Source organism: Microbispora sp. H10885, from assembly GCF_014161415.1.
In the GTDB taxonomy this organism is placed as follows: domain Bacteria; phylum Actinomycetota; class Actinomycetes; order Streptosporangiales; family Streptosporangiaceae; genus Microbispora; species Microbispora triticiradicis.
In genome coordinates this window covers 793,125-819,445 of the sequence record NZ_JABBWY010000001.1, presented here as the reverse complement: position 1 = coordinate 819,445, position 26,321 = coordinate 793,125, and the positions used below count along the sequence as shown (strand labels likewise).

The following is a 26,321-nucleotide window of genomic DNA, read 5'->3' as shown; positions in this document are numbered from 1 at the left end:
CTCTCCCCCCGGAGATTCTCACGCGCGGATTTCCGGGGCGGTCTTGGGGCTCTATCGCCAATGACGGACAGTTTTTTCCAAAAGCCTGCGGGAGTCGTCCACGTCAAGGGCCTTCGTCTCCAGGTAGTCGAATGCCACCTCGTACCGGTAGACGATTGTCTCGTCCTCGACCAGACGCCCGCCCAGGAGTGCCTCCAGGTACACGACGTCATGGAATTCGGGCAGTTTGAGGTGGCTGAACGCTCCGGTGTTGATCGGGTGGGCCGCGTCGAGCGGGAGGATCCGCAACTCGACGTTCGGCAGCTCAGACACCTCGATCAACCGCCCGAGTTGCTCCCGCATCACCTCGTTGCCGCCGAACCGGCGCAGCAGGACCGACTCCTCGACGACGGCCGAGATGGCCAGCGGATTGTCCACCCGCAGAACCGCCTGCTGGCGGGCCATCCGGACCTCGATCCGGCTGCGGACGCCGCCCGGCGCCTCCAGGGTGCTCCGCTGCCCGCTCTCCATCATGGCGCGGACGTACGCCTCGGTCTGAAACAGACCCGGCACCACCTGGGGTTCCCAGTCGCGTGCCGCTGTGGCTTCGGCCTCCAGGCCAAGGAACGTCGTGTATTCCTTGGGCAGGGAGTCGCGATAGTCCTCCCACCAGCCCTTCCGGGTCGCGTCCCGGTGCAGGGCGAGCAGCTCTTGGCGTTGGCGCGAATCTACCATGTAGATCACCAGAAGCGCCTCAACGTCGCTCTCGCGAGGCGAGGTGCGCGCCGTCTCGATTCTGCTGATCTTCGCCGCGGACCAGCCGAGCCGGGTCGCGACCTGGTCGCCGGTCATGTCGGCGCGCTCGCGCAGCCGGCGCAGTTCCTGCCCCAGCCGCCGCCGCCGGACGGTGGGACTGCCGTGCTCGGGCATCCCGGCCGACCTCCTTCGTCCGGTGGGGCGGGCGCGCGGGTGCGGAGCGCCCTGTCCGAAGATACCTCGCCCGCTCATGCAAGTTGCACTGAAAATTGCACTGCATCAGCGGAAGATTGTTGCGGATTTCTTTTCGCCAACTATTGCAGCGGAATGTGAACTGGGTCACGATCGATACGGGAAAGGTCTCCCGGACGGTGGGGACGCCGGCGGTCGCCGGCGGAATGCTCCGGAGCCCTGTTTCCACCCGGGGCACGCGCCCGGCCCGTTTCCAAGGCAGGGGCGCCGGCCGCCTCGGGTGCGCGTGACGACGGGAGGCATCCGGGCCAGCGGGATTTCGACACCCGGCCGTGCGAGGCCGGCGCTCGCGCCACGCGAGCAGTTTCCACTACAGGGCCGTTCCGGGCGCGGAGCGCACTCTCCGTTCGTTGAACTCAGGACTGCGAACTCAGGGCCGCGAACTCAGGACGACGAACACAGGCCTACGAAAACAGGGCCATCAACTCAGCACGACGAGATCTCCGCTTGGCACCCATCCGGAAGGAGTCTCCCATGAATCCCCCCGGTGCCGCCTGGTTCTCATTGATAAGAAGCCGGATGACGACGGCCGACCTGGCCCTGTGCGCCGAGCAGGACAGGTGGGCCCGCGAGCTCAGGTGGACCGTCAGCCGCACCGGCTTCGGCGCCCGGCAGTATCGCGATCCCCGCTTCGACCTCGTCCAGGAACTGGAGGAGGTCGGCCGCCTCTTCCGCGCGTGACCCGGTGACGCCGTGACGGTTGCGAGCGACGTGACGGGGTGTCACCGTCGCCGCACGCCCCGGCGCGGCACACGCTCGCGGATCAGGCGGAAGACGACGGCGACCGGTTAGGCTTGCGCGGGTGACGACCGCGCTCATCCACGAACGGCTGCAGTCCCAACTCGCCTTCCACACCGAGATCGACAAGCTGAAGCGCGTCATCCGCCGGAACTCTCTCATCGACGGATCGCGCCGGGAGAACGACGCCGAGCACTCCTGGCATCTGGGCGTGATGGCGATGACCCTGGCCGAGCACGCGCCTCCCGGCACCGACATGGCCCGGGTGGTGGCCATGCTGCTCGTGCACGACATCGTGGAGATCGACGCCGGCGACACCTTCATTTACGACGCCGTCGCGGTGGAGGGGCAGGCCGCCCTCGAACGCGCGGCGGCCGACCGGATCTTCGGGCTGCTGCCGGAGGACCAGGGAGCGCGCCTGCGGTCCCTGTGGGACGAGTTCGAGGAGCGGCGCACGCCGGAGGCGAGGTTCGCCAGGGCGCTCGACCGGCTCGCGCCGATCATCGCGAACCACCACAACGATGGCGGCACCTGGTCGCTGTACAAGGTGACCGCCCGTCAGGTGATGGAGAAGGTGCGGCTCATCGAGGAAGGCTCGGCCACGCTCGGCGAGTACGCCGCCGGGCTCGTCGCCGCCTCCGTCGCCCGGGGCCACCTCGCGCCCTGAGCCCCTCGCCGCGGACTCGGGCTCACGCGCCTGAAACCCGCGTATACCGTCTCATTCCTGTCCATGTTCACACCTGTGACGCGCGGGTACGTGATCCGGTGTTAGGGGGCGAGACATGGAAGAGACGACGAGGTCGCGGCGTACGGGCCGGATGGCGCGGAGAGTCCCCGCCGCCGAGGTCTTCGACGGGCTTGAGCGGGCCACCGTGCTCGACCGGCCGATCGCTGTCATCTCCAAACAGGTGCGCCGCAAGCTCGGCCCGGGCAAGACCCGGGACTTCCTGCACGGCGTGCCCATCGGACATCCGCTGCACCCGGCGCTCGCGATGGTCAGCTTCGGCTGCTGGCTGTCGGCCGGGGTGGTCGACATGACGAAGAGCGGGTCACGGGCGGCCCGCACGCTGATCCTGGCGGGGCTGGGCAGCGCCGTCCCCACGGTGGCGGCCGGCCTCACCGACTGGTCCACGCTCCACCGTGAGCAGCAGCGGGTGGGCCTGGTGCACGCGATGACCAACGCGGCCGCGGCGGTCTGCTACACCGGCTCCCTGCTGTTACGGATGCGGGGACGTGAGCGGGCCGGCCGGACGCTGGCGTACGCCGGGCTCGCGGCGGCCTCCGCGGGCGGCTACCTCGGCGGGCACATGTCCTACCGGCAGGCGGCCGGGGCCAACCACGCGGAGTCGGTCGGCCATCTCGTGCCGCTGGGCTGGCACGACCTGTGCGCCCTGAAGGAGCTGCCGAACGGGCGGCCGGTGCGGCGGCGGCTGGGCTACATCGACCTGTTCGTCATCCGTCTCGGCGACGACGTGAGCGTGCTCGCGGACAACTGCTCCCACCTCGGCGGCCCCCTTCACCAGGGGCGCGTCGCGATGGAGAACGGCGAGCCCTGCATCGTCTGTCCCTGGCACGGCAGCGCCTTCCGCATCTCCGACGGCAGGGTGACGCACGGCCCCGCGACGTCGCGCCAGCCGGCCTTCCAGACCCGGCTGCGGCAGGACGGCGTGGTGCAGGTCCGTCCCGCCGAATGACCGCCCCGCCGAGTGACCACGCCGGTCGCCGCGGGGCTGCGGCCACCGGCGTCACTCACTCGGTGTCGGGGCCGCGGTCGTCGGCGGGATGCTCGACCAGCGCGAGCACCCGGTTGGACATGAACCTCGCGGTGCGGACGGGCGTGCCCGACCGCGTCACCTCGGTGACCTCCACGACTCCCCGGCCCGTGGTGACCTCGATCCGGCGTCCCGCCCTGGTCGCGATCACCTCGTACGTGCGCGGGGTGCCTCCGGCATCGATAACGATCTCCACCCGGTCGCCCTTCACGAGGGCATACATACCCTTTCAGAACACCAGCTTCACTATCGCCACGATTCCGACGACAACAATGAATCCCCGGAGCAAGGGCGCGGGCAGCCGGCGACCGAGGCGGGCACCGAGGAAGCCGCCCGCCGCCGACCCCAGCGCCACCGTCAGCGCGGCGGCCCAGTCCACCGGCGCGATGAACGCGAACAACACCGCCGCCGTGGCGTTGACCAGCAGCGACAGCAGGTTCTTGGCCGCGTTGACCCGCTGCAGGTCCTCGTCGAGGAAGCTGCCGAGCAGGCCGATCAGGACGATTCCCTGGGCCGCGCCGAAGTAGCCGCCGTACACGCCGGCGCCGAGGACGCCCAGCCAGAGCCACGGCCCGCCGTGCGGGTGCGGCCGGCGCCGCGCGGCCAGCCACTCGTTGATCCTGGGCTGGAACACCACCATGAGGCAGGCCAGGCCGATGAGCACCGGGACGATGACCCGGAAGGCCTCCGCGGGCAGGCGCAGGAGCAGCAGTCCGCCGCCGAGCGAGCCGAGCACCGACGCGACGCCCAGCCGGACCAGGCGCTCGCGCTGACCCCTGAGCTCCGCGCGGTAGCCGAGCACCCCGGTCACCCCGCCGGGGACGAGGCCGACGTTGTTCGACACGTTGGCGACGATCGGCGGGAACCCGACGGCCAGCATCGTCGGGAACGTGATCAGCGACCCCGATCCCACGACCGCGTTGATGGCCCCGGCCCCCACACCGGCCGCGAAGACCGCGACCGCCTCCCACGGCGTCACTCGCACCTGCTCCCTCGTACGGCTGTCGCCTCAGGGTAGGCGTCGCCCCCGCGCGGGCGGCCGGAGGGGGACCTGACCGGCCGTGCCCCGGAGGGTCAGAGGGGCCGGGCGTACCAGCGGCCGTTCTGCCCCCGGTCGAGGTGCAGCGGGACGCCGAAAGTGGTCGACAGGTTCTCCGCGGTCATCGCCGCCTCGATCGGCCCCTGGTCGACGACCGCGCCGCCGCGCAGCAGCAGCACGTGCGTGAACCCGGCCGGGATCTCCTCGACGTGGTGGGTGACCAGGACCATCGTGGGCGAGGCCGGGTCCTGGGCCAGCGCGCCGAGGCGGCGTACCAGGTCCTCGCGGCCGGCCACGTCGAGCCCGGCGGCGGGCTCGTCGAGCAGGAGCAGCTCGGGGTCCGGCATGAGCGCGCGGGCGATCTGCACGCGCTTGCGCTCACCCTCCGACAGCGTCGAGAAGCGTCGCCGGATCAGGTGCGCGCAGCCGAGCTGGTCGATCAGCTCGACGGCGCGGGTGACGTCGTTGGAGTCGTACTCCTCGTTCCAGCGGCCGAGGATGGCGTACGACGCGGTGAGCACGAGATCGATGACCTTCTCGTCCGGCGGGATGCGCTCCGAGAGCGCCGCGCTGGCCAGCCCGATGCGGGGCCGCAGGTCGAACACGTCCGTCTGGCCGAGCCGCTCGCCGAGGATCTCCACCGACCCCTCGGTCGGGAACAGCAGCGAGGCGGCCACCTGGAGCAACGTCGTCTTGCCCGCGCCGTTGGGTCCGATGACCACCCAGCGCTCGTCTTCGCGGACGCTCCAGTCGATGCCGCGCAGCAGGGCGGCGCCGTCCCTGCGGACGGCCACGTCCTGAAGCTGAAGCACCTGACCGCCCATCGTGGTCCCCCTCCTGTGGTTCTCTGGGATAAAACTATGGCAGTCCGACCACATATCGTGGATCGGGTGCACACCGATTCACCGATCTCGGCCACGCTCGTCGCCTGGGGCAACGCCTGGCTCCTGGGACACGTGAGTCTGGAGACCGCCCTCGACCGCGTCGAGCGCGAGGCCGGGCCCCAGGTGGTGGCGGCGGAGGGGATCGAGACCCCCCTGCTGGCCTTCCTCCTGGACCGCAGGATCGAGGGGCTGAACGCGTTCCGCCTCGCCCTGCCGGTCTCCGGCGACCCGCTCGGGCTGACCGGTCCTCCCTCGTTCAACGGCGTCGCCATCGACGCCGGTCAGGCCGCCGTGGCCGTGCTGCCCGGCAGGTGCCTCGGCCTCGTGCCGTCCGCCGACCTGCGCGGCTCGTCGTACCGCGGCGTCCGCTGGGCCACGGCCGAGGCGTCGGCGGCGGCCCCCGACGTGCCCTCGCTGGCGGAGGCGGAGCAGTCCCTGCGCACCGCCATGGTCGCCGCCACCGAGGCGCTGCTCGGCGTGGGCGGCCCGGCGCAGGGCTTCCCCACGGCGGACGCGCTCGACCGCGCGGGCGAGTCCCTCGCCCCCGGCTACCCGGGCAGGGCGCACCGGGTCGGCGCGCTCGCCGCCCGGCTCGCCGTCGCGCTCCGCCTGGCCGACGAGCGCGGGCTCACCTCCGGGCAGGTCGCCGTGCGCGGCGCCGCCCTGCGCGACCTCGACCGGGCCGTACGGCGGGCCAGGGTCGCCGCGCACAACGCGATCGTCGAATCCCAGGTCTGACGGCCGGCCTCGGCGCTCAGGACAGGCCGTGCCGTACGGCGTAGAGGGCGGCCTGGGTGCGGTCCTGCACGCCGAGCTTCATGAGCACGTTGGAGACGTGGGTCTTCACCGTCTTCTCCGCCACCACCAGCGCACGGGCGATCTCCCGGTTCGACCGTCCCGCCGCGATGTGCCGCAGCACCTCGCGTTCCCGGTCGGTCAGCGTGGCCGCCTGCTCCGGTCGCGCACGCTCCGCCGGGCCCGACAGCATCGCCTCGGCCGCCTCCGGCGCGAGCAGGACCTGCCCGCTGTGCACCGCGTGGATCGCCCGCACGAGCGCGGCCGGGTCCACGTCCTTGTAGAGGAAGCCCGCCGCGCCCGCCCGCATCGCCGGGGCGACGTCGCCGCGGTCGCTCACCGACGTGAGGACGATCACCCGAACGTCCCGCCCGCTCAGCTCCGCCAGCGCGCCGAGGCCGTCGAGCACCGGCATCCTCAGGTCGAGCAGCAGCACGTCGGGGCCGAGCGACTCGGTCAGCGCGACGGCCTCGGCGCCGTCGGCCGCCTCGCCCACGACGCCGATGTCCTCCTGGATCTCCAGGAACGTGCGCAGGCCCTGCCGTACGACGGGGTGGTCGTCGGCGATGAGCACGCGGATCACGCGGGCACCTCCAGTCGTACGGTCGTGCCGCGGCCGGGCGTCGAGGAGACCGACAGCCTGCCGCCGACGGCCTGGGCCCGGTCGCCCATCGAGGGCAGCCCGAGACCGCGCGCCGCCGTCCCGTTCATGTCGTCGCTGTCGAACCCCGCGCCGTCGTCGGTCACCTCCAGCGCCAGGGTGGTCGCGGCTCGCGTCAGGCGGACGCCGATGCGGCCGGCCCCGGCGTGCCGTACGGCGTTGTGCAGCGCCTCCTGGGCGACCCGGAGCACGGCGACCTCGACCTCGGGCGGCAGGTCGCCGGGCGGCTCGCCCTCGGCCGCGAACACGACGGTCGCGGGATGCAGGCGGTCGAGCAGGGCCACCTGCTCGCGCAGGCTCTCCACGAGGCCGTACCGGTCCAGCTCGGGCGGGCGCAGTTCCACGATGACGGCGCGCAGCTCGGTCAGCGCCTCGCCCGCCATCCGCTCGACCCGTTCGATCGCCTCGGCCGCCCGCTCGGGCTCGGTGCGGGCCAGCGCCGCGGCGGCCCGCGCGGTCAGCCGCAGCGAGAACAGCTTCTGGCTGACGGCGTCGTGCAGCTCGCGGGCCATCCGCGTACGCTCCTCGATCACCGTGAGCTCGCGCCCGCGCTCGTACAGGCGGGCGTTGGTGAGCGCGATGGCGGCGTGCGCCGCGAACAGCGTCAGCAGGTCCTCGTCGGCCTCGTCGAACCCGCCGGGCGTCCGCTTGTTCGACAGGAAGATGATCCCGAGCACGGTGTCGCCGTCCGTGATCGGCACGCCGAGGAAGTCCCTGAGCACGGGATGGGCCTTCGGCCACCACCCGTACCGGGGATCCTTACGGATGTCGGGCAGCCGGACCGGCCGTCCCTCGCGCAGCAGCGCGCCCAGCATGCCGTGCTGGCGGGGGGTGGGGCCGATGGCCTTCCACTGCTCGTCGGAGATGCCCTCGGCCACGAACTCGGCGAACGCGCCGTCGTCGTCGGGCACGCCGAGCGCGGCGTACCGCGCGTCCAGCAGCCGCCGCGCGGACCGCACGATGACCTGGAGGACCTCGCGGACCGACAGATGACGGGTCACCGCGAGCACGGCCGAGCTGACCGCCTGCAGCACGGCGTCCCGATCCCGGTCGGCCGGGTCGTGGGCGTCGGGGTCCGGGGCAGCGCGGTCCGGGGCGGCTCGCTCGCGGGCGCACCTGTCCGGACCCGGCCGGGGCGGCTCGGGCGGGGGGACGGTGTCGGCGGGCTCGGGCACCCACCCAGCGTAGGTCGCCCGGTGCCCGGCACGCGTCGGCCGGTGGGCCTAGGGCCAACTGCCGAACCCGTGCCGGACCGTGGTCCGATGCCCGCCTGACGTGCCGTTTCCTAGCGTGAGGCGCATGAGACAGGCACTCATCACCGGAGCGTCGCGAGGGCTGGGACTGGCCCTCGCCAGAGCGCTCGCCGACGACGGCTGGTCGCTCCTCCTCACCGCGCGGGGCGAGGAGGACCTGATGTCCGCGGCCTTCGACCTCGGCGCCCGGGCCATTTCCGGGGACGTCGCCGATCCCGCGCACGTGGCCCGGCTCGCCGAGGCCGTCCCCGAACTGGACCTGCTCGTCAACAACGCGAGCGGGCTCGGCCCGGCCCCGCTGCCCAGGCTCGCCGACTATCCGCTGGACGCGTTGCGGGCCCTGTTCGAGACGAACGTGGTCGGGCCGCTGGCGCTGGTCCAGGCCACGCTGCCCGCGCTGCGCAAGCGGCGGGGCGCGATCGTGAACATCTCCTCCGACGCCGCCGTGGAGGCGTACGAGGGCTGGGGCGGGTACGGCGCGACCAAGGCCGCCCTCGACCAGGTCTCGAACGTCCTCGCCGCCGAGGAGCCCGACGTCGCCGTGTGGTGGGTGGACCCGGGCGAGATGCGGACCCGCATGCTGGCGGACGCGGTCGGCGAGGAGGAGGCCGGCGCGGCGCCGCCTCCCGAGAGCGTGGCGCCGGCGCTGCTGCGCCTCGTCGCCGCCCGTCCCGCGCCGGGCCGCTTCACCCGCGGAGACCTGCGATGACCGGCGCCGGCGGCCGGACGACGGCGGAGACCGAGGGCCGCCCGGATACGCGATTGGGCGGGGGTGGGCCGGCGGATGCGACACCGTTTTCGGACGGGCCGGCGGATGCGATCGGGGGGCCCGCCAGGCCGCAGGCGTCGGGCGACTCGCTGACGTTCGCGCTCGCGGCGCCGCTGGAGGCCCGTGAGCCGCCGGAGGCGCGCGGGCTGCGCCGCGACGAGGTCAGGCTGCTGGTCTCCCGCCGCGACACCGGCGAGGTCACCCATCATGTCTTCGCCGACCTGCCGTCCCTGCTGGCCCCCGGCGACCTGCTCGTGGTGAACGACTCCGCCACCCTGCCCGCGGCCGTACGGCTCGACCGCCTGGCCGTGCACTTCTCCGGGCGGCTCGCGTCCGGCGACTGGCTGGTGGAGTTGCGCCGCCGAACGGCCACGGCGACGGAGCCCTATCTCGGCGCCGCGCCGGGAGAGTGGCTGCCGCTGCCTGGAGGGGCCACGCTGCGCCTGGTCGAACGGGAGACGGCGCGGCTGTGGCGGGCCCGACTGGACCGCGACGTGCTCTCCTACCTCACCGCGCACGGCGCGCCGATCCGGTACGGCTACGTGCGGCGCGACTGGCCCCTCGCGGACTACCAGACGGTCTTCGGGGTCGAGCCCGGCAGCGCGGAGATGCCGAGCGCGGGCCGCCCGTTCACGCCGGAACTCGTGACCGCGCTGGTGAGCCGGGGCATCGGCATCGCTCCGATCACGCTGCACACCGGCGTCGCGTCTCCGGAGAAGGACGAGCCGCCCTATCCGGAGTGGTTCTCGGTCTCCGCGCGTACGGCCCGGCTGGCGAACCTCACCCGCGCGCACGGGGGCCGGGTGATCGCCGTCGGCACGACGGTCGTACGCGCTCTGGAGACGGCGGCGGCGGTGCGGCCTCCGGTCGCCGAACCGCACCGGGGGGAGGCGGGGCCGGACGGCGACGGGGTGCGGGAGCTCTCGGGGTGGACCTCCCATGTCGTCACCCCGGCGGGAGGCGTCCGCGCCGTGGACGGGCTGATCACCGGCCTGCACGAGCCCCGGTCGAGCCACCTGATGATGCTGTCGGCGATCACCGGAACCGGGGTGCTGGCCGACGCGTACGACGAGGCGCTGCGCGAGGGCTACCTCTGGCACGAGTTCGGCGACAGCCATCTCATCCTGTGATATGTGACGAATCTGAGATTTTGTTGGTCAAGGCTGTTCGTATGCGAACACTGATCCGTAAGTCGACGACGTCGCTGGTCGCATCACTGGCCGCCGGAGCGCTGGTGGTCTCCGTCCCCACCGCCACCTCGGCGGCGACCACGGCGACGCGAGCGGCCACCAGCACGGCCACCAGCACAAGCACGACCACCACCGCGGCAGCCGCCGCCCCGGTCGCCATCAAGGTGAGCTATCCCTACCGCGTCAGGGCGGGCCGGGTGGTGTCTTTCAAGGTCACCCTCGTCAACAAGCTCAAGACCAGGACAGACGAGATTTTCCTGGCCGCGAAGTTCCCCAAGAACGTCAGCAAAGCCCGCATTTACGTTCCGCAGGGTTCTCACTACGGCGAGCGGTGCACCAGGGAACGAATCCGGGCGCTCTGCGTGCTGCCCGGTCTCAAGAAGGGGAGGACTTACACGTTCTGGGCCAAGGCCTGGGTGAGCGGATCGGCGCGGGGCAAGCTCTACGGCTATTTCGGCGGAGCGGTGACCGACACGTCACTCAACACCGACCCCAAGCAACTGCTCGGCGAGTTCGGTGACAGCATCAGCTGGGTGAAGACGAAGAGCACAATCACCCGCTGACATTCGGATCCGCAATCTTCACATTAAAGATCTTTACGGATGATGTGGGGGGATGGTACAAAATCTTCCCCATTGCGGGGGAATCTCCCTTTCCCCCCATCGTCCTCAGGAGACACACACTCATGCGTCACCCGATCGTGAAGATCGTCGGCCTCGCGACGGCCGCGCCGCTCGCGGGGGCCCTGTTCCTCGCCGCGGCCCCGGCGGCGTCGGCCGCCCCGGCGTCCACCGCCGCGGCGACCGCCAAGGCGGAGCCGTACTCGAGCTTCTACGTGGTCGCGAAGGGCCCGAAGAAGGCCAAGGCCGGCTCGCGGATCACCTACACCGTCGGCGCGGTCAACCAGGGCCCGCACCTCGCCGACACGTACTTCGTCGGCGGCCAGCTGCCCAAGGGCATCGAGCGCAAGGTGTACTACAGCGCTCCCAAGGGCACGGGGTGCGCCTTCTTCCCCGACGGGTTCTGGTGCGTGGTGCCCCGCGCGCTCGAGGTCGACGACGCGGTCTCGTTCTCGATCACCGTCAAGCTGAAGAAGGGCGCCCGCGGCACCGCCCTCGCCCGCGTCGGCGTGGACCAGTGGGACGTCCCCAACGGCGCCGAGGACCTCAACCGGCGCGCCTGGAAGGAACTGGGCGTCAAGCACTGGTACTTCCTGAAGACGGTCAAGACGAAGATCGTCCGCTGACCTCGCCATAGCGAGCCCCGACGACGCCCGTCTGCCCCGGCAGGCGGGCGTCCGCCGTTCCCGGGGTCACCGTCCGAATGATCGGCCGGCCGGCTCAGGCCGCTATGGCGGGTCTGCCGGAGTCCGGCAGGAGCGCCGTTCTGACCTGGGCCTCGGTGATCCTGGCCAGCGCCGCGCGCGCCGCGCCGCGCCGGGACCACTCGCCCCGCCCCGGCTCGCCGTGCGCGTCCACCCGGCCGCGCGGGGCCGCCTGGTCCAGGCGTACGCCAGGGAAGACGGTCACCTCCGCGACCAGATCCCGGGTCGCGACGATGCGCAGGAGCGACGCGACCAGGGTGTCGTCGCCGACGAACGACGGCCGGGTGGACGGCCTCGCGCACTCGCCCACGCCTTCCACGAAGCGCAGCGCGACCGGCCGTACGGGCACTCCCGCGTCGAGCGCGGCCTGGAACACGGCCGGGCGGAAACGCCCCATCTCCCGGCCGCACCAGGTGGTGCCCTCCGGGAACGCCGCCACGCTCTCGCCGCGGCCCAGCGCGGCGGCCATGTCCGCGACGACCCGCGGCAGGGTGGACAGCGCGTCCCTGTCGACGAACAGCGCGCCGCCGCCTGCGGCCAGGGTGCGGACCACCGGCCAGCGGGCCACCTCCGCCTTGGCCAGCGGACGGCAGGGGAGGGTCGCGGCCATCACCAGGGGATCGAGCCAGGAGACGTGGTTGCCCACGAGCAGGGCCGGGCCACCGTCGTCGCGCACGGCCCGCGCCCGGGCGGAACCTCCGAGACAGGAGAACCCGCGGCGGACCACCACCCTGATGCCGAGTGCCCGCAGGAACAGCCGCGACCAGCGGGCCACAGCCGTTCCCCGCCGGGCCGTACGCCCGATCACGAGCGCGAGCGGCAGACCGGCGGCGAGGACGGCGACCGCGCCCGCGAGCCGGGCGGCCCGCCGCAGCGGCCCGGCCGTCCGCGTCTCGGCCCGCAGGCACGCGGCGGGCGCGCAGGACGACACGGGCAGCCAGACCGAGCGCTCGGCCGAGGAGCCGGCCGGGGAGACAGCCGGGGGAACCGGCGCGAGGGCCGGCGACGGGGGCGGTGCGGGGGTGGGCGGCAGGGGCGTGACCGCGCTCACCGCGTCTCTCCCAGAAAGTGCCGCAGGTAACGCGGGTCGGTCTCGGCCAGCGAGAGCAGCACGAAGAAGTCCGCCGTGCCGAAGTCCGGGTCGTACGCGGGTGCTCCGCAGATCCAGGCGCCGAGCCGCAGATATCCGCGCAGCAGCGGCGGCAGCACGAACCGGTCGGGCCGGGGCACACCCGCGTCGCGCCAGGGCGTGCGCGGGGTCACCCGGTACTCCTCCGGCCCGAGCGGCACCCGGTCGACCACCCCCGCGGCGACCACGCCGCCGTCGTCGAGCGGCACCGAGCAGCAGCCCGCCAGCCAGGTGCAGCCGTGATCGGTCAGGTAGCGGGCGATCCCCGCCCACATCAGCGCGACGACCGCCCCGCCCCGGTGCGCGGGATGCACGCAGGTGCGCCCCGCCTCGACCAGGCCGCCGCGCAGGCCCTTCAGCGCGGCGAGGTCGAACTCGGTCTCCGAGTAGAGCCGGTCCGAACGGCCGGGCGGCAGCAGACGGTAGGTGCCGACCACGGTGTCCCCCTCGCGGACGAGGAGATGGTCGCAGTACGCGTCGAACCGGTCCGCGTCGTGACCGTTCAGCGGCGAGTCGAGCCGGGCGCCCATCTCGACGGCGAAGACCTCGTGGCGCAGCCGCTGGGCGGCGCGGACGTCGGCGGCGCTCTCGGCGAGGCGCACGGTGTAGCGGCCGCTGTGGTGGCCGGTCCGCAGAGAGCCGGGCTGGAGTGGCCCAGGGCCAAGGGAGATCGTCATGTGTCGTCACGTCCTTCCTCGGGGCATGCGCCCACCACCATGACGACATGCGGAAATGACGCCGCTCCCTCAGCCCGGGGGCACGAAGGCGTCCGCATCGTGAACCTCGTGCGCGGCCACGACAAGCCGCACAGTAACCTCAAACAACGTGAACCAGCGCACGCTCCTGATCACGCTGACCGGTCCGGATCGCCCGGGCGTCACCTCACGGCTGTTCGCCGTACTGGCCGGGTTCCCGGTCGTCGTGGCCGACGTGGAGCAGGTCGTCATCCGCGGCCGACTCACCCTCGGCGTGCTCGTCGCCTACGCCGGAGGGCCGCCCACCGGCACCGGAGGCACCATCGGCGGGCTGTGGACGGCCGTCGAGCAGGTGGCCGCCGATCTCGACATGGACCTGGAGATCGCCACCGGCACGACCTCCAAGGAGAAGAGGCGGCGCGGACGACTGCACGTCACCGTCCTGGGCGCGCCGTTGCTGCCCGCCGCGATGGCGGGGATCTCCGGGCGGATCGCCGCGAGCGGCGCCAACATCGACAGGATCGAACGGCTGTCGAGCTATCCCGTCACCTGCATCGAGCTCGCGGTCTCGGGAGCCGACCCGCAGGCGCTGCGGACCGAGCTCGCCACCGAGGCGGCCGCCCAGCAGGTGGACGTGGCGGTCCAGCGCAGCGGCCTGCACCGCCGTGCCAAGCGCCTCATCGTGATGGACGTCGACTCGACGCTGATCCAGAACGAGGTCATCGAGCTGCTGGCCCGGCACGCCGGCTGCCTGGACGAGGTCGCCCGGGTCACCGACGAGGCCATGCGGGGCGAACTCGACTTCGCCGAGTCGCTCGTCAGGCGGGTCGCGCTGCTCGAAGGCCTGTCCGAGGAGGTCTTCGAGAAGGTCGTCAAGGAGGTCGTCCTCACCCCCGGCGCGCGCACGCTGGTCCGCACGCTCAAGCGGCTCGACTACCGCTTCGCGATCGTCAGCGGCGGCTTCACCCAGATCACCGACTCTCTCGTGGCGGACCTCGGCATCGACTACTCGGCCGCCAACACCCTGGAGGTGGTGGACGGCCGGCTCACCGGCCGGGTCGTCGGCGAGATCGTGGACCGGCCGGGCAAGGCCCGCGCGCTGGAGCGGTTCGCCGCCGAGGCGGGCGTCCCGCTGAGCCAGACCGTGGCGATCGGCGACGGCGCCAACGACCTCGACATGTTCGCCGTCGCCGGGCTCGGCATCGCGTTCAACGCCAAGCCGATCGTCCGGCAGGCCGCCGACACCGCGGTCAACGTGCCCTACCTCGACTCGATCCTCTACCTCCTCGGCATCTCCCGCGAGGAGGTGGAGGCGGCCGACGCGGAGGACGGCATGCCGCCCGCCACCACCTGACGTCCCTCACCGTACGGTCACGAAGGCGCCGCCCACCGCGGCGCACAGCCGTACGGCGTCGGCGTCCAGCGAGCGCAGCGCCTGGTCGGCGGCGGCGGTCCGCAGGAGTGCCCGGCGCGACCCGGCGCCCTCCGGCGCCGACTCCAGCTCGGCGAGCCGGCGCTCGGCCTGCCCGCCGACCCACAGGGCGTCGTCGGCCAGCCCGCGGCTCACGCCCGCGCCCGGCTCGTACGGCTCCCCCGCCTGCACGGCCTGCGAGGCGGACTGGAGCTGCCCGGCCACGGCGTCCAGGACGTCGGCGACCGGCCCCGCCCCGAGCGGCTCGTCCCGGAGCAGCGAGAACATCGTCAGCAGGTCGTCGCGGACCCGCTGGGCGGCGTCGAGGGCGCCGCCGACGGCCTCCGGGGCGGTGCCGCCCGGTTCCCGCGCGATGTAGCCGAGCGCGCCCGCGACCATCTCGGCGTCCACCCCGGCCTTCCTGATCCGGGCCTCGGCCCGATCGGCGCCCGCCCTTCCCCGCGTCAGCTGTGCCAGCGCGCGGGCGGCCGCCGCGTGCGAGCCGAGCATCCGGCCCACCCGATCGGCGAGCCGCCGGGTCTCGCCCCGCGGCCACAGCAGCCGCGTGCAGGCGATCGCGATGGCCCCGCCCGCGAGGGTCAGGGCGACCCGCGACTCGGCGATCCGCGCGGTCTGCGGCACCTGGAAGTCGAGCAGCAGCAGTACGCACATCGTCATGAAAGTCGCCCAGTAGGCCTGGTGGGTCGGGGCCAGGCCGAACGCCAGCGCGGCCGACACCCCGATCAGCGCCACGAGCGCCCAGTGGCCCGGCGTGAGGTGCAGCACGGCTGCCGAGACCAGCCCGCCGACCGTGCTGCCGCCCACCCGCGCCCACACCCTCGCCCGCGTCTCGCCGTACGTCGGCTGGATGGTGACCAGCACCGCGATCACCAGCCAGTGCGGGAACGCGGGCTTGAAGAGCACGATGACGACCGAGGCGAAGGCCGTGCCGAGGACGACGCGCAGGGCGTGCCGCACCCGGGGGTCGTCGAAGGCGAGCGGCGGGGGCGCCGCGAGCCCGGCGAGGCCGCGCGCCGCGGCGTCCAGCCCAGTGACATCGAGCCGGGTGACGTCGAGCCGGGCGTCGAACCCGGGCGCGCAGAGGCGGCGGGCCTGCGCGGCGGCCCCGTCCAGCGCCGCCTGGATCCGCCCCACGCTGTGGGCGACCTGACGCAGCAGGACGAGCACGACCATCTCCCGCTCCCCGCCGGCGGTCCGCTCGCGCAGCCGGTCGACCCGGGCGCCGAAGTCGACCACCGGTTCCCGCAGCGGAGGGCAGTCGGCCAGGTAGGCCCGCAGCGCGCCGGCGAGCGACGCGGTCAGGTCCGCGATACCGGCCTCCTCCATCGCGCGGGGCGCCCGGCGCCGCAGCGTGTCGGACAGGCCGCGCAACGCGACGATCTCGTGGAACACCCGGCGAAGCGCGAGCGCGACCTCGTCCGCCGCCCGCGAGCGTTCGCGGCGCAGCCGCCGGGCCCGGGCCGTGCCGACCTCGGCGAGCGCGTCCGCCGCCGCGCGGCGGCGCGCATCCCACTCGTCCCGGCCCGAGTCCAGGCCCGAGTCCAGGCCCGGATCCGGGCCCGCTTTCCGCACCGCGGCGGGGTCCGCGTCCGAGTGCGCGTCCGGGCCTGTGCTCCGGGCGGTGGCATCGGCGGCGTGGCCGGTCACCGAGCCTGTTCCTGTGCCTGGGCCGTTTCCTGGGCCGGTGCCTGGGCCTGTGCCGTTCACCGGGCCTGTCCCTGGCGCTGTCTCTGGGCCGGTCACGGCCTCGGCCAGCGCGGCCAGGGCGGCGGTCACCTCGTTCAGCGTCGTGATGACCGGGCGGGTGCGCCGCCACGGCCAGGGCAGCGTGAGCAGGACGGCCGGCAGCAGCCCGCCGAGCAGTTGCAGGCCCGTGTGCGGCACGGGGTCGAGCGGCAGCGGGTTCGCGGCCGTCAGCAGCAGCGTGAGCGCCGGGGTTACGCCGATCGGCCGCACCAGCCCGCCGAGCCCGGCCAGGGCCGAGGCGGCGCCGATCATGAGCAGGCTGCTGCCCGACACCAGGACCCCGAGCGCCGTTCCCACGCCGACCGAGACCACCACCCCGAGCAGGTACGGCGTCCGTACGCTCGCGGGGTTCGCGATGGCCCGAGCCGCCACCAGCCACGCGCCGAGCCCGGCCGTCGCGCCGCCGGCCGGATGGCCGGTGAGCAGGCCCACGAGCAACGGGACCACCAGGCAGCAGGCCCCGGTCAGGCCGAAGCCGAGCGCGAGGCGCGGATCCTCCAGCCTCGGCGCCCTGGCGAATGCGATGTTCCGGAGCGGCAGGAGCAGGTCCCTACCCACGATCCGCGGGCGTTATCACCCCGGGACGGGCCGGAGCCGGTTCGCGTCAGGGACGGGGGCCGGGCGCGTCAGGGACGGCCGACGCGGATCAGCCGTCCCGTCTCCGGCCCGGCCTCCTCCCACGGGACGCCGATCTCGATCACCGCGTACGCGCAGGTCGGGAAGCCGTCGAGCCGAGTGCCGGTCAGCGCCGTGACGAGTTCGTGGACGCCGGGGTTGTGGCCGACGAGCACGAGGGACGCGATCTCGGCGTCCGTACGGCGCAGCACGCCGACGAGATCGTCGGGGTAGGCCTCGTAGATGTCCCGCTCGATCTCGGCCGGGACGCCGGGGGCGAGCAGCTCGGCCGTCCTGCGGGTGCGGACCGACGGCGAGCACAGGACGAGCGCGGGGGCGAGCCGCCGGATCTCCTCGCCGGCCGCCCGCGCGTCCCGCTCGCCGCGGGGGGTGAGGGGACGTTCGCTGTCGGGGAGACCGGGCGCGTGCCCCGCCTGGGCGTGCCGGACCACGACGAGCGTGCGGACGCTCACGGCTTCGGTGACGGCATCGCTCACGGCTTCACTCAGGGCATCGCTCACGGCATCGCCCAGACGGCGAGACCCACGATCAGGGCGAGCATCGCCACCATGGTCAGCAGGATCAGCGCGAGCGTCCTGCCCCCGTTCGGCTTGTCCATAACGGCCCAGTGTACGGACGAAGGTCCCCCGCTTGACCAAGCAGGGGACCTTCGGACGAGCGCGCCGTACGGGCCGTCGGTGTGACGGCCCGCTCGGGCGTCAGTGCGCGACGGGCTCGCTCGCGCGGGCGGCCGCGTCGGCCTCGCCGGACGGGGCGATGGCCGTCGCCCGGCGCTTGGAGACGACCACGGCGCCCACGACGACCGCCACCGCGGCGACCGTCGCGACCACACGCACCGTCACGTTGTCGGCGTAGGTGACGACGGCCGGGGCGATCAGCAGCGCGACCAGGTTCATCACCTTGATCAGCGGGTTGATGGCCGGGCCGGCGGTGTCCTTGAAGGGGTCGCCGACGGTGTCGCCGATCACGGTCGCGGCGTGCGCCTCGGAGCCCTTGCCGCCGTGGTGGCCGTCCTCGACCAGCTTCTTGGCGTTGTCCCAGGCACCGCCGGAGTTGGCCAGGAACACCGCCATGAGCGTGCCAGACGCGATGGCGCCGGCGAGGTAGGCGCCGAGCGGCGCGTACCCGAGCGCGAAGCCGACCGCGATCGGGGTCAGCACGGCCAGCAGGCCGGGCGTCGCGAGCTCGCGCAGCGAGTCACGGGTGCAGATGTCCACCACCCGGCCGTAGTCCGGCAGCTCGCTGCCGTCCATGATCCCCGGCTTGGTGCGGAACTGCTCGCGCACCTCGTAGACGACCCGGCCGGCGGCGCGGCCGACGGCGCTGATCGCGAGGCCGGAGAACAGGAACACCACGGCCGCGCCGACGATGAGGCCGACCAGCACGTTCGGGGCGTCCACCGAGAGGCTGAAGTCCGCGAACGAGCCCAGGGCGTTCTTCACACCCTGCGACGCCTTGGCCAGCTCGCCCTCGACCGCCGTACGGAACGACCCGAACAACGCGGTCGCCGCGAGCACGGCGGTCGCGATCGCGATGCCCTTGGTGATGGCCTTGGTGGTGTTGCCGACCGCGTCCAGGGAGGTGAGCACGCGGGCGCCCTCGCCCTCGACGTCGCCCGACATCTCGGCGATGCCCTGCGCGTTGTCGGAGACCGGGCCGAAGGTGTCCATGGACACGATCACGCCGACCGTGGTCAGCAGACCGGTGCCGGCCAGGGCCACCGCGAACAGGGCCACGGTCACGTTGCCGAAGCCGAGCAGGAAAGCGCCGTAGACCGCGCCGCCGATGAGCAGCGCCGAGTAGACCGCCGACTCCAGGCCGACCGAGATGCCGGACAGGATGACCGTGGCCGGGCCGGTGAGCGAGCTCTCGCCGATCTCCCGGACCGGGCGGCGGTTGGTCTCGGTGAAGTAGCCCGTGAGAATCTGGATGGCACTCGCCAGGACCAGGCCGACGAGCACGGCGCCGATGGCGATCAGCCGCGGGTCGGCGGTGACCGCCGCGACGTCCGGCGACGCGCCGGACAAGCCGGCGAAGCTCGACGGCAGGTACGCGAACGCCGCCGCGGCCACCAGCACCGCCGAGATCGCGGCCGAGATGAAGAAGCCGCGGTTGATGGCGGACATCCCGGAGCGGTCGCTGGCGCGGGGGGCGGTGGTGAAGATGCCGATGACCGCGGTGATCACACCGATCATGGGGACGATCAGCGGGAAGACGAGGCCCTCGGTGCCGAAGGCGGCCCGGCCCAGGATCAGGCTGGCGACCAGGGTGACGGCGTACGACTCGAACAGGTCGGCCGCCATGCCGGCGCAGTCGCCGACGTTGTCACCGACGTTGTCGGCGATGGTGGCCGCGTTGCGCGGGTCGTCCTCGGGGATGCCCTGCTCGACCTTCCCGACCAGGTCGGCGCCGACGTCGGCGGCCTTGGTGAAGATGCCGCCGCCGACCCGCATGAACATCGCGAGCAGCGCGGCGCCGAAGCCGAAGCCCTCCAGGACGTTCGGCGCGTCGCCCTTGTAGACCAGCACCACGATCGCGGCGCCCAGCAGGCCCAGGCCGACCGTGAACATGCCCGCGACACCGCCGGTCCGGAACGCGATCCGCATCGCGACCCGCTCGCCCGACTCCCGGGCGGCGGACGCGACACGGACGTTTCCGCGTACGGCGAGCCACATTCCGATGAATCCCGTCAGGGCGGAGAACACCGCGCCGACGACGAAGAACACGGATCGGCCGATCCGCTCGCCGGTCGAGCCGGCCGGAAGCAGCAGAAGCAGGAACGGAATGATGACGACGAATATCGCGAGCGTGCGGAACTGCCGCGTGAGATAGGCCGCGGCGCCCTGCTGCACCGCCCGCGCGATGTTCTGCATCCGCTCGGTGCCCTGCCCGGCGGCGAGCACCTCTCGTACCAGTCCGCCCGCGACGGCCAGAGCGAGCAGCGCCACGACGGCGACGACGATGACAAGGGTGAGATGGGAACCGTTCAAAGCTACCGCTGCGCTTTCGCCAGCGGCGTGATAGGCAGACATCCGTCCTCCTCGGCCAGACGGGGTTTCGGTCCTCCTGCCCGGACGACGCTACGGACGAACCCTCTGGCCGTGCGGCGCACTCCCCGGGCGGTTGGCAAGTGCCGCTTCCGGTTGCATCCGCAATACCTTGGCCGGTGCCGGGAGTCTACGCAGCGACGCCGCGGATATGAAGGCCCTCGTGCCCGGGAATCGGGTCGGCGTCCGATGATGAACGAACATTTGCACCACTATGAAGGTGCTTTGACCAGCGCGGTCAGGATCATGTCCGGCACCATTCCCCTGGTTACGACACATCCTTGCTCTGGATTTCGGACAACCAGAACCTCTGCCGACACCTGCCGGCGGACCCGTCGGAACGCGGGCATACCAAAAGATCGAGTGTCACGCCGGGGGCGACACTCGATCTGTACGGTGGTCGGCGCGCGGAGCCGGAGAGCCGGAGCCGGAGAGCCGGAGCCGGAACGCGGGAGTCAGAACGCGGCGACGCCGTTGGCGGAGGCGGGCCAGCTCATGCGGATGCGCATGCCCTTCGGCCCGGGAAGCACCTCGACGTCGTCCGCCAGCCCCGCGATGACCGCGATGCCCAGATTGTCGATCTCGGGCATGAGGCTGCCGTTCGCCTCCAGGACCTGAGGCATCACGTCGTCGCCCGGAGCGGCGTCGGTGACCGTCACCTCGAAACGCCCCGCGTCGTCACGTAACTCGATGCGTACGGGCTCCCCGGGGCAGTGGAGGCGGTGTGCCTCCACGGCCCGCGAGCACGCCTCTCCGACGGCGAGCCGCACCTCGTCCAGGATCGCCTCCGCCACCCCGGTGCGCCTGGCGATGGCCGTGGCGACCAGCCTGGCCGTACGCACATGGGCGGGCAGGGCGGTGAACGTCAGCTCGACGGTGGCCATGGTGCTGGTTCCCCGGCCCTCACTTGTCCCGGCCGTGGGCTTCCTTGGCCTCCTCGACCGAGGCGTAGATCCCGAAGACCTTCGTCAAGCCCGTGATACGGAAGATCTTCAGAATGCGCTCCTGTGTGCAGACGAGCTCCAGGGAGCCGTCATGCGCCCGCACGCGCTTGAGACCGCCGACCAGCACGCCAAGGCCCGTCGAGTCGAGGAAGTCCACCTTCTCCATGTTCACGAGCAGGTGGAAGTTGCCCTTGTTGACCAGGTCGATCAGCAGCTCACGCAGTCTGGGCGCGGTGTAGACGTCGATCTCACCCTCGACATCGACGATGGTGAGGTTGTCCTCGGAATGGTGGTCCAACTTCAGATCCACAGATCCTCCAGCGCCTTACTTGCGTAGGTCTCCATACGGGTCCTGCATCCTGGTAGTCCAGAAGCACGACCCCGACGCGCGGCATTCAACCACGCTACGACTCCGTGTCTATACGAAATCACGACTCCGGGCGACTCTCCCCGCAGATGCCAAACTGGAAACCAGTGACTCCGACTTCTTCGTCCTCTGCCCGAACAGGCGACCTTCTCACCCGCCTGCTCGCGGTTCCCGCACGCCGGGGGCGCGTGACCCATGTGGAGCATGTTCCAGCACGTCATGCGGGTGAGGCAAGATGGCCCGACTGGGCCCCCGATCTCCTGGTCTCACGACTGAGCCTCCAGGGGGTCGAAGGGCTGTGGGAACATCAGCTTCACGCCGCCGAGCTGGTTAAACGTGGCCAAAACGTGATCATTGCCACAGGGACCGCCTCCGGAAAATCACTGGCGTACGTCGTCCCGGCCGTCACGGAGATCTTCTCCGGCGGCACCGTGCTGTACCTCACCCCCACCAAGGCGCTCGCCGCCGACCAGTTGCGAGCGTTGCGGAGGTTACGGCTGACCCAGGTGCGCGCCGCGACGTACGACGGGGGCACCCCGCCGGAGGAACGCCGGTGGGTCCGGCAGAACGCCAACTACGTGCTGACCAACCCCGACATGCTGCACCGGTCGATCCTGCCGAGGCACGCGTCCTGGTCGTCCTTCTGGCGGCGGCTGCGCCTGGTGGTCGTGGACGAGTGCCACGGATACCGGGGGGTCTTCGGCTCGCACGTCGCCCAGATCCTGCGCCGGCTGCGCCGGGTCTCGGCCAAGTACGGAGCGTCCCCGGTGTTCCTGCTGGCGTCGGCCACCGCGAGCGACCCCGCCGCCGCGGGAATGCGCCTGACCGGCCTTGAGATGGCCGAGGTGACCACGGACGCGTCACCGAGGGGTTCGACCACCTTCGCCCTGTGGGAGCCGCCTCTGACCGATCTACGCGGGGAGAGCGGCGCCCCGGTCCGCCGTACGGCCACGGCCGAGGCCGCCGACCTCCTGGCCGACCTCGTGATCGAGGACGTCCGCACGCTCGCCTTCGTCCGCTCCCGCCGCGCCGCCGAAGCCGTGGCCCTGTCCGCGCGGCACACCCTGGAGGAGGTCGAGGCCCTCGTCGACGACGATCCGCCGTACGGGGAGGACCACCCCTGGGCGTCCCCGCTGCCGGACGAACCCGGCGAACCGGCGGAGGCGGCGGAGGTGGAAGAGGCGGTGACGGCCCCTGCGGCCACCCGGAGAGTACGACTGGCGGACCGGGTGGCGGCCTACCGGGCGGGCTACCTCGCCGACGACCGCCGGGTGCTGGAGAAGGCCCTGCGGTCGGGGGAGCTGACCGGCCTGGCGACCACCAACGCACTCGAACTCGGCGTCGACGTGTCGGGGCTCGACGCGGTCCTCATCGCGGGATGGCCGGGGACGCGCGCCTCACTCTGGCAGCAGGCGGGCCGGGCCGGGCGCGACGGGCAGGACGCGCTGGCGGTCCTGATCGCCCGGGACGATCCCCTGGACACCTACATCGTCCACCATCCGGAGGCGGTGTTCGGGCGCCCGGTGGAGGCCATCGTCCTCGATCCGGACAATCCGTACGTGCTGGCTCCGCACCTGTGCGCCGCCGCCGCGGAGATCCCGCTCGGCGAGCAGGACCTGGAGATCTTCGGCCCCTCGGCGCGGGACGCGCTGGACGACCTCGTGAACCAGGGGCTGCTCCGCAGAAGGCCCGCCGGCTGGTTCTGGACGAGCCGGGACAACGCGGCCGACCTCGCGGACATCCGCGGCTCGGGCGGCGCCCCGGTCCAGGTCGTGGAGGCGTCGACGGGCCGCCTGCTCGGCACGGTCGACGAGCCCTCGTCGCACACGATGGTCCACCCGGGCGCCGTCTACCTGCACCAGAGCGAGACGTTCGTGGTCGACGTGCTCGACCTCGACGCCGGAGTCGCCCTGGTCACCGCCGCGGAACCGGACTACGCGACCTTCGCGCGGGACGTCACCGACATCCGGGTGATCGAGTCACTGCGTTCGAGGGACCTCGGCCCGGGCACCCTGCACTTCGGGTCCGTGGAGGTCACCCGGCAGGTGGTCTCGTACCTGAAGCGCCGCACCCAAACCGGGGAGGTGCTCGGCGAGGAGCCCCTCGACCTCCCGCCCCGCACGCTGTGCACCCGCGCGGTCTGGTGGACGCTGCCCGACCCCGCCCTCGCCGGCCTGCGCGGGGAAGGCCGCCCGGCGAATGCCGGAGAAGCGGAGCGTACGGCGGACGCCGGGTCGCGGTCCGCAGGACGCACGAGGGATCCCGGGTCGGGGTCGGCGAACACCGGGTCGCGGTCCGCAGGACGCACGAAGGATCTCGGGTTGCGGTCCGCGGATTCCGGGTCGCGGTCCGCGGGGCGCTCGGCGGACGCCGACGGCCCCGCGGCCGGGCACGCGGTGGACCTCGGCGGGGCGGCGCACGCGGCCGAGCACGCCGCCATCGGTCTCCTCCCCCTCTTCGCGACCTGCGACCGCTGGGACATCGGCGGCGTGTCCACGGAGCTCCACCCCGACACCGGCCTGCTCACGGTCTTCGTCTACGACGGCCATGACGGAGGCGCGGGCTTCGCCGAGCGGGGGTACGCCCGGGCGTCCGACTGGCTGACGGCGACGCGTGAGGCGATCGCCTCCTGCGAGTGCGACCGCGGCTGCCCGTCCTGCATCCAGTCCCCGAAGTGCGGCAACGGCAACGAACCACTCGACAAGGCAGGAGCCATCCGCCTTCTCGACGTCCTCCTGGGCCCCTGAGACTCCCTGGTCGCCCTCGCCAGGCCGCCGTCCCAGCCCGCGGGCCGGAGCCTCGCTGGAGCGGTAAGCCGCGCGCGGGCGGCGGGGACCGGCGGGGCAGCGGAAGGCGGTCACCACCCGAGGCCAGCACCCGAGGCCACGGCCCGCGGTCACTTCCCCAGGCCACGGCCCGAGGTCACCACCCGAGGCCAGCACCCGAGGTCACGGCCCCTGGTGGGGTCACAGGCCGCGGTCCCCCCGTCACGGCCCCGGGCCGGCCGGAAGTCGCGGCGGCGGTCAGAACTCGCGGCGGCGGCCGGAGGTCGCGGTGGCGGTCAGAAGTCGCGGTGGCGACCGGAGTAGGGATCGTCGTCCTCGTCGGTCCACACGTCGGGCTCGGGCTGGCGCAGCGGCCGATCCGGAAACTGACCGCCGGCCATCGCGCCCGCCGCCACCGACCCGGCCGGTACCGTCGCGGCCGGAACCAGCGGGACCTGCTCTACCGGCACGCGTGCCGGGGCGGCGCGCCCGTCACCCGGCTCACGCTGCTCCCGCTCCGTCTCCGTCTCCCGCCCCGGCTGCGTCCCCTGCCCCGGCTTCGGCTCCGGCTCCGTGTCGGTCGGGGACACGGCGGGGCCATGGCCGGGCAGCGTGATCTCGCCGCTCGTGTCGGGCTCGTGGGCCGCGTCCGGGCCGGACCGGGTGTCGGCCTCCGCTTCCGGTTGACCTCCGCGGCTCTTCGGCGTCGCCAGGATCACGGCGGGGCGACGGGTGGGTGCGTTCCCCCGGCTCTTCGCGGTGGCAACGCTGCCGGCCGTCGCGGCACCGCCGACGTCAGCGGCGTCCCCAGCCCCGGCGCTCGATCTGCCGATGATGGGCTTCGGCCGGGCGGCGGCGGGTTCTCCGTCTCCCGTGGTGTCGCCGGTCACGCCCTTGCGCCGCAGCCACGCCCCGAGATTGGCGCCGATGAGCAGCAGAATGACGGCGATCGCCACGTACACGCCGAAGTTGAGGCCGCCGAGCGGCAGAAAGGACGACTGGGCGGTCGTCTTGGGCGCCTCGGTCTGCTCCGGCACCAGGACCGGCTCGGTCTGGTCGCTTCCGCCGTTCGCCTCCGGCAGTGTGAGCTCCCCGTCCTTCGGCAGTTTGGGCTCGGGGTTCGGCACCGTGGTGGGAAGGTGGGTCTTCGGAGTCTTCGCGGCAGGTGACGTGACCGCCGACTGATCGGGCCTCTTCGACGGCGACGGCGTGGCAGAGGGGCTCCGGGAGGCCTTCGGCGCCGGAACCGTCACATAGACGGGGGCGGAGGGGGGAGAGGCGATGGTGCCGCCGACGCCGTCCGCGCGCACCGCGCGCACGCTGACGTCCACCTTCTGCCCGGCCGTCCTGGCCGGGAGCGTGAGGCTCGCCCGGCAGGTGGAGCCGGGGCAGGCGGAGTCGACGGTCACGGAGCCGGACTTCCCGGCCTTCGCCGAGGTGATCTCGTACTTCTGGAGGTCGGGCTCGCTGCCCTTCGCCCAGCTGACGAGGACGGTCGTGGCGTTCTTCAGTTGCGCTCCGACGCCGGAGGGAGCCTCGGGCGGACGGCTGAGGACGAAGGTCGAGGTGGCATAGGTCTTGTGCGTGACCTCGCCGAGAAGGGTCACCGTGAAGGTGCCGTTGGGGGCGTCACCCGGGTCGAACGATCCGCTGATCGTCTGGTTCGCTCCCCCGGAGGCGATCTCCTGCCGGGACACGGAGGGGCCCTCGACGAACAGGGACATCTTCACCTGGTACCAGTCCGTCTTGGCGGACACGGCCACCGGGCCGGGCGCCTTGACGACCTGCCCGTTCGAAGGAGACAGGATCTCGCCGTCCGCCGCTGCCGGGGAGGCGCCCGCCAGCAGCGCGGACACCACCGCGATCGGAACGATCAACGCCGCGGTACCAAGCCTGGGAACCCCGGTCACGACGCATCCCTTCGTGGAGAACCGTCCACCCCTGCCTCGGCCGGCCGAAGGCGTGGGGCGACTGAGAGTACGGGGCACTTTATGCCAGCCGCCCCCTCTTGGACGTTATGTCTAAGAAGATGTGATTCTATTGCGACACAAGTAGTTTCATATCGCGGAAGATCTGAAAAGCGCCGCGTGCCGTCCGTCAAGTAAGCCGCTGGTCGACGGCCTCGATTCGCGTGGCCGTGCCGACTAC

General features: G+C 72.5%; 24 protein-coding genes. 10 read left to right on the top strand and 14 right to left on the bottom strand.

Translation table 11 applies throughout. From position 1 onward, the window contains the following. Positions 1–51: 51 nt before the first annotated feature. Entirely contained in the window at positions 52–909 is an 858-nt protein-coding gene (locus HHX37_RS03610) for a helix-turn-helix domain-containing protein (protein ID WP_117409128.1), read from the bottom strand. Positions 910–1,461: 552 nt separating this feature from the next. On the opposite strand from HHX37_RS03610, the gene HHX37_RS03605 reads away from it, so the two are divergent. The 3 genes from HHX37_RS03605 to HHX37_RS03595 all read left to right on the top strand — a co-directional run bounded on the left by HHX37_RS03605 (position 1,462) and on the right by HHX37_RS03595 (position 3,419). Continuing rightward, entirely contained in the window at positions 1,462–1,668 is a 207-nt protein-coding gene (locus HHX37_RS03605; RefSeq protein WP_150935745.1) for a hypothetical protein, read from the top strand. A 121-nt stretch (positions 1,669–1,789) separates the two neighbouring features. Beyond that, positions 1,790–2,392 carry an HD domain-containing protein gene (locus tag HHX37_RS03600; protein ID WP_182884480.1) on the top strand — a complete coding sequence of 201 codons (603 nt, stop codon included), beginning with the start codon at positions 1,790–1,792 and terminating at the stop codon, positions 2,390–2,392. Between the two features lie 115 nt (positions 2,393–2,507). Next, positions 2,508–3,419 (top strand): Rieske (2Fe-2S) protein, encoded by a 912-nt coding sequence (locus HHX37_RS03595; protein WP_117409126.1) that lies wholly within the window; start codon positions 2,508–2,510, stop codon positions 3,417–3,419. A 55-nt stretch (positions 3,420–3,474) separates the two neighbouring features. On the opposite strand, the gene HHX37_RS03590 is transcribed toward HHX37_RS03595, so the two are convergent. The 3 genes from HHX37_RS03590 to HHX37_RS03580 all read right to left on the bottom strand — a co-directional run bounded on the left by HHX37_RS03590 (position 3,475) and on the right by HHX37_RS03580 (position 5,360). After that, complete coding sequence (locus HHX37_RS03590) at positions 3,475–3,720, bottom strand: hypothetical protein (protein ID WP_220499935.1); 246 nt, start codon at positions 3,718–3,720, stop codon at positions 3,475–3,477. Positions 3,721–3,726: 6 nt separating this feature from the next. Beyond that, positions 3,727–4,476: a sulfite exporter TauE/SafE family protein gene (locus HHX37_RS03585; RefSeq protein WP_182883890.1), complete on the bottom strand. Its 750-nt coding sequence runs from the start codon at positions 4,474–4,476 to the stop codon at positions 3,727–3,729. Positions 4,477–4,571: 95 nt separating this feature from the next. Next, on the bottom strand, positions 4,572–5,360 hold the full coding sequence (locus tag HHX37_RS03580; RefSeq protein WP_182883868.1) for an ABC transporter ATP-binding protein: 789 nt from the start codon (positions 5,358–5,360) through the stop codon (positions 4,572–4,574). Between the two features lie 66 nt (positions 5,361–5,426). Between HHX37_RS03580 and HHX37_RS03575 the strand changes: the two genes are divergently transcribed. Further along, complete coding sequence (locus tag HHX37_RS03575) at positions 5,427–6,158, top strand: hypothetical protein (protein WP_310740254.1); 732 nt, start codon at positions 5,427–5,429, stop codon at positions 6,156–6,158. Positions 6,159–6,174: 16 nt separating this feature from the next. Here the strand turns inward: HHX37_RS03575 and HHX37_RS03570 are convergent, their stop codons facing one another. Together HHX37_RS03570 and HHX37_RS03565 are read right to left on the bottom strand one after the other, a co-directional pair. Beyond that, a complete protein-coding gene (locus HHX37_RS03570; RefSeq protein ID WP_182884478.1) occupies positions 6,175–6,798 on the bottom strand; it encodes a response regulator in 624 nt (207 codons plus the stop codon). Further along, positions 6,795–8,051: a GAF domain-containing sensor histidine kinase gene (locus HHX37_RS03565; protein ID WP_182884477.1), complete on the bottom strand. Its 1,257-nt coding sequence runs from the start codon at positions 8,049–8,051 to the stop codon at positions 6,795–6,797. Before HHX37_RS03565 ends, HHX37_RS03570 begins: the two co-directional genes overlap by 4 nt. 124 nt (positions 8,052–8,175) lie before the next feature. On the opposite strand from HHX37_RS03565, the gene HHX37_RS03560 reads away from it, so the two are divergent. The 4 genes from HHX37_RS03560 to HHX37_RS03545 all read left to right on the top strand — a co-directional run bounded on the left by HHX37_RS03560 (position 8,176) and on the right by HHX37_RS03545 (position 11,334). Next, entirely contained in the window at positions 8,176–8,838 is a 663-nt protein-coding gene (locus HHX37_RS03560) for an SDR family NAD(P)-dependent oxidoreductase (RefSeq protein ID WP_182884476.1), read from the top strand. Next, positions 8,835–10,028 carry an S-adenosylmethionine:tRNA ribosyltransferase-isomerase gene (locus tag HHX37_RS03555; protein WP_182884475.1) on the top strand — a complete coding sequence of 398 codons (1,194 nt, stop codon included), beginning with the start codon at positions 8,835–8,837 and terminating at the stop codon, positions 10,026–10,028. Before HHX37_RS03560 ends, HHX37_RS03555 begins: the two co-directional genes overlap by 4 nt. A 41-nt stretch (positions 10,029–10,069) precedes the next feature. Further along, the gene (locus HHX37_RS03550; RefSeq protein WP_182884474.1) at positions 10,070–10,651 is read left to right on the top strand and encodes a hypothetical protein; all 582 of its coding nucleotides are present in this window, start codon (positions 10,070–10,072) and stop codon (positions 10,649–10,651) included. A gap of 122 nt (positions 10,652–10,773) precedes the next feature. Then, positions 10,774–11,334, top strand: coding sequence for a DUF11 domain-containing protein (locus HHX37_RS03545; RefSeq protein ID WP_117409118.1), 561 nt, complete (start codon positions 10,774–10,776; stop codon positions 11,332–11,334). Positions 11,335–11,428: 94 nt separating this feature from the next. On the opposite strand, the gene HHX37_RS37545 is transcribed toward HHX37_RS03545, so the two are convergent. Both HHX37_RS37545 and HHX37_RS03535 read right to left on the bottom strand, forming a co-directional pair. Then, positions 11,429–12,463, bottom strand: coding sequence for a lysophospholipid acyltransferase family protein (locus HHX37_RS37545; RefSeq protein WP_220502555.1), 1,035 nt, complete (start codon positions 12,461–12,463; stop codon positions 11,429–11,431). Then, positions 12,460–13,218 carry a GNAT family N-acetyltransferase gene (locus HHX37_RS03535; protein WP_182883873.1) on the bottom strand — a complete coding sequence of 253 codons (759 nt, stop codon included), beginning with the start codon at positions 13,216–13,218 and terminating at the stop codon, positions 12,460–12,462. Before HHX37_RS03535 ends, HHX37_RS37545 begins: the two co-directional genes overlap by 4 nt. A gap of 148 nt (positions 13,219–13,366) precedes the next feature. Between HHX37_RS03535 and serB the strand changes: the two genes are divergently transcribed. After that, positions 13,367–14,590 carry a phosphoserine phosphatase SerB gene (gene serB / locus HHX37_RS03530; protein ID WP_182872920.1) on the top strand — a complete coding sequence of 408 codons (1,224 nt, stop codon included), beginning with the start codon at positions 13,367–13,369 and terminating at the stop codon, positions 14,588–14,590. A 6-nt stretch (positions 14,591–14,596) separates the two neighbouring features. Here the strand turns inward: serB and HHX37_RS37540 are convergent, their stop codons facing one another. From HHX37_RS37540 to HHX37_RS03505, 5 genes are all read right to left on the bottom strand, one after another. Then, on the bottom strand, positions 14,597–16,972 hold the full coding sequence (locus HHX37_RS37540) for an FUSC family protein (RefSeq protein ID WP_182884473.1): 2,376 nt from the start codon (positions 16,970–16,972) through the stop codon (positions 14,597–14,599). A gap of 68 nt (positions 16,973–17,040) precedes the next feature. Then, entirely contained in the window at positions 17,041–17,526 is a 486-nt protein-coding gene (locus tag HHX37_RS03520) for a SixA phosphatase family protein (protein WP_310740253.1), read from the bottom strand. Positions 17,527–17,748: 222 nt separating this feature from the next. Then, a complete protein-coding gene (locus tag HHX37_RS03515; protein WP_182883875.1) occupies positions 17,749–20,082 on the bottom strand; it encodes a sodium-translocating pyrophosphatase in 2,334 nt (777 codons plus the stop codon). A gap of 470 nt (positions 20,083–20,552) precedes the next feature. Next, positions 20,553–20,981 carry an ATP-binding protein gene (locus HHX37_RS03510; RefSeq protein WP_111700492.1) on the bottom strand — a complete coding sequence of 143 codons (429 nt, stop codon included), beginning with the start codon at positions 20,979–20,981 and terminating at the stop codon, positions 20,553–20,555. 19 nt (positions 20,982–21,000) lie between these two features. After that, entirely contained in the window at positions 21,001–21,351 is a 351-nt protein-coding gene (locus HHX37_RS03505; RefSeq protein WP_030506779.1) for an STAS domain-containing protein, read from the bottom strand. Between the two features lie 404 nt (positions 21,352–21,755). Between HHX37_RS03505 and HHX37_RS36180 the strand changes: the two genes are divergently transcribed. Further along, a complete protein-coding gene (locus HHX37_RS36180) occupies positions 21,756–24,155 on the top strand; it encodes a DEAD/DEAH box helicase (RefSeq protein ID WP_396774637.1) in 2,400 nt (799 codons plus the stop codon). Positions 24,156–24,469: 314 nt separating this feature from the next. On the opposite strand, the gene HHX37_RS03485 is transcribed toward HHX37_RS36180, so the two are convergent. Then, on the bottom strand, positions 24,470–26,083 hold the full coding sequence (locus HHX37_RS03485) for a hypothetical protein (RefSeq protein WP_182884472.1): 1,614 nt from the start codon (positions 26,081–26,083) through the stop codon (positions 24,470–24,472). Positions 26,084–26,321: the final 238 nt, after the last annotated feature.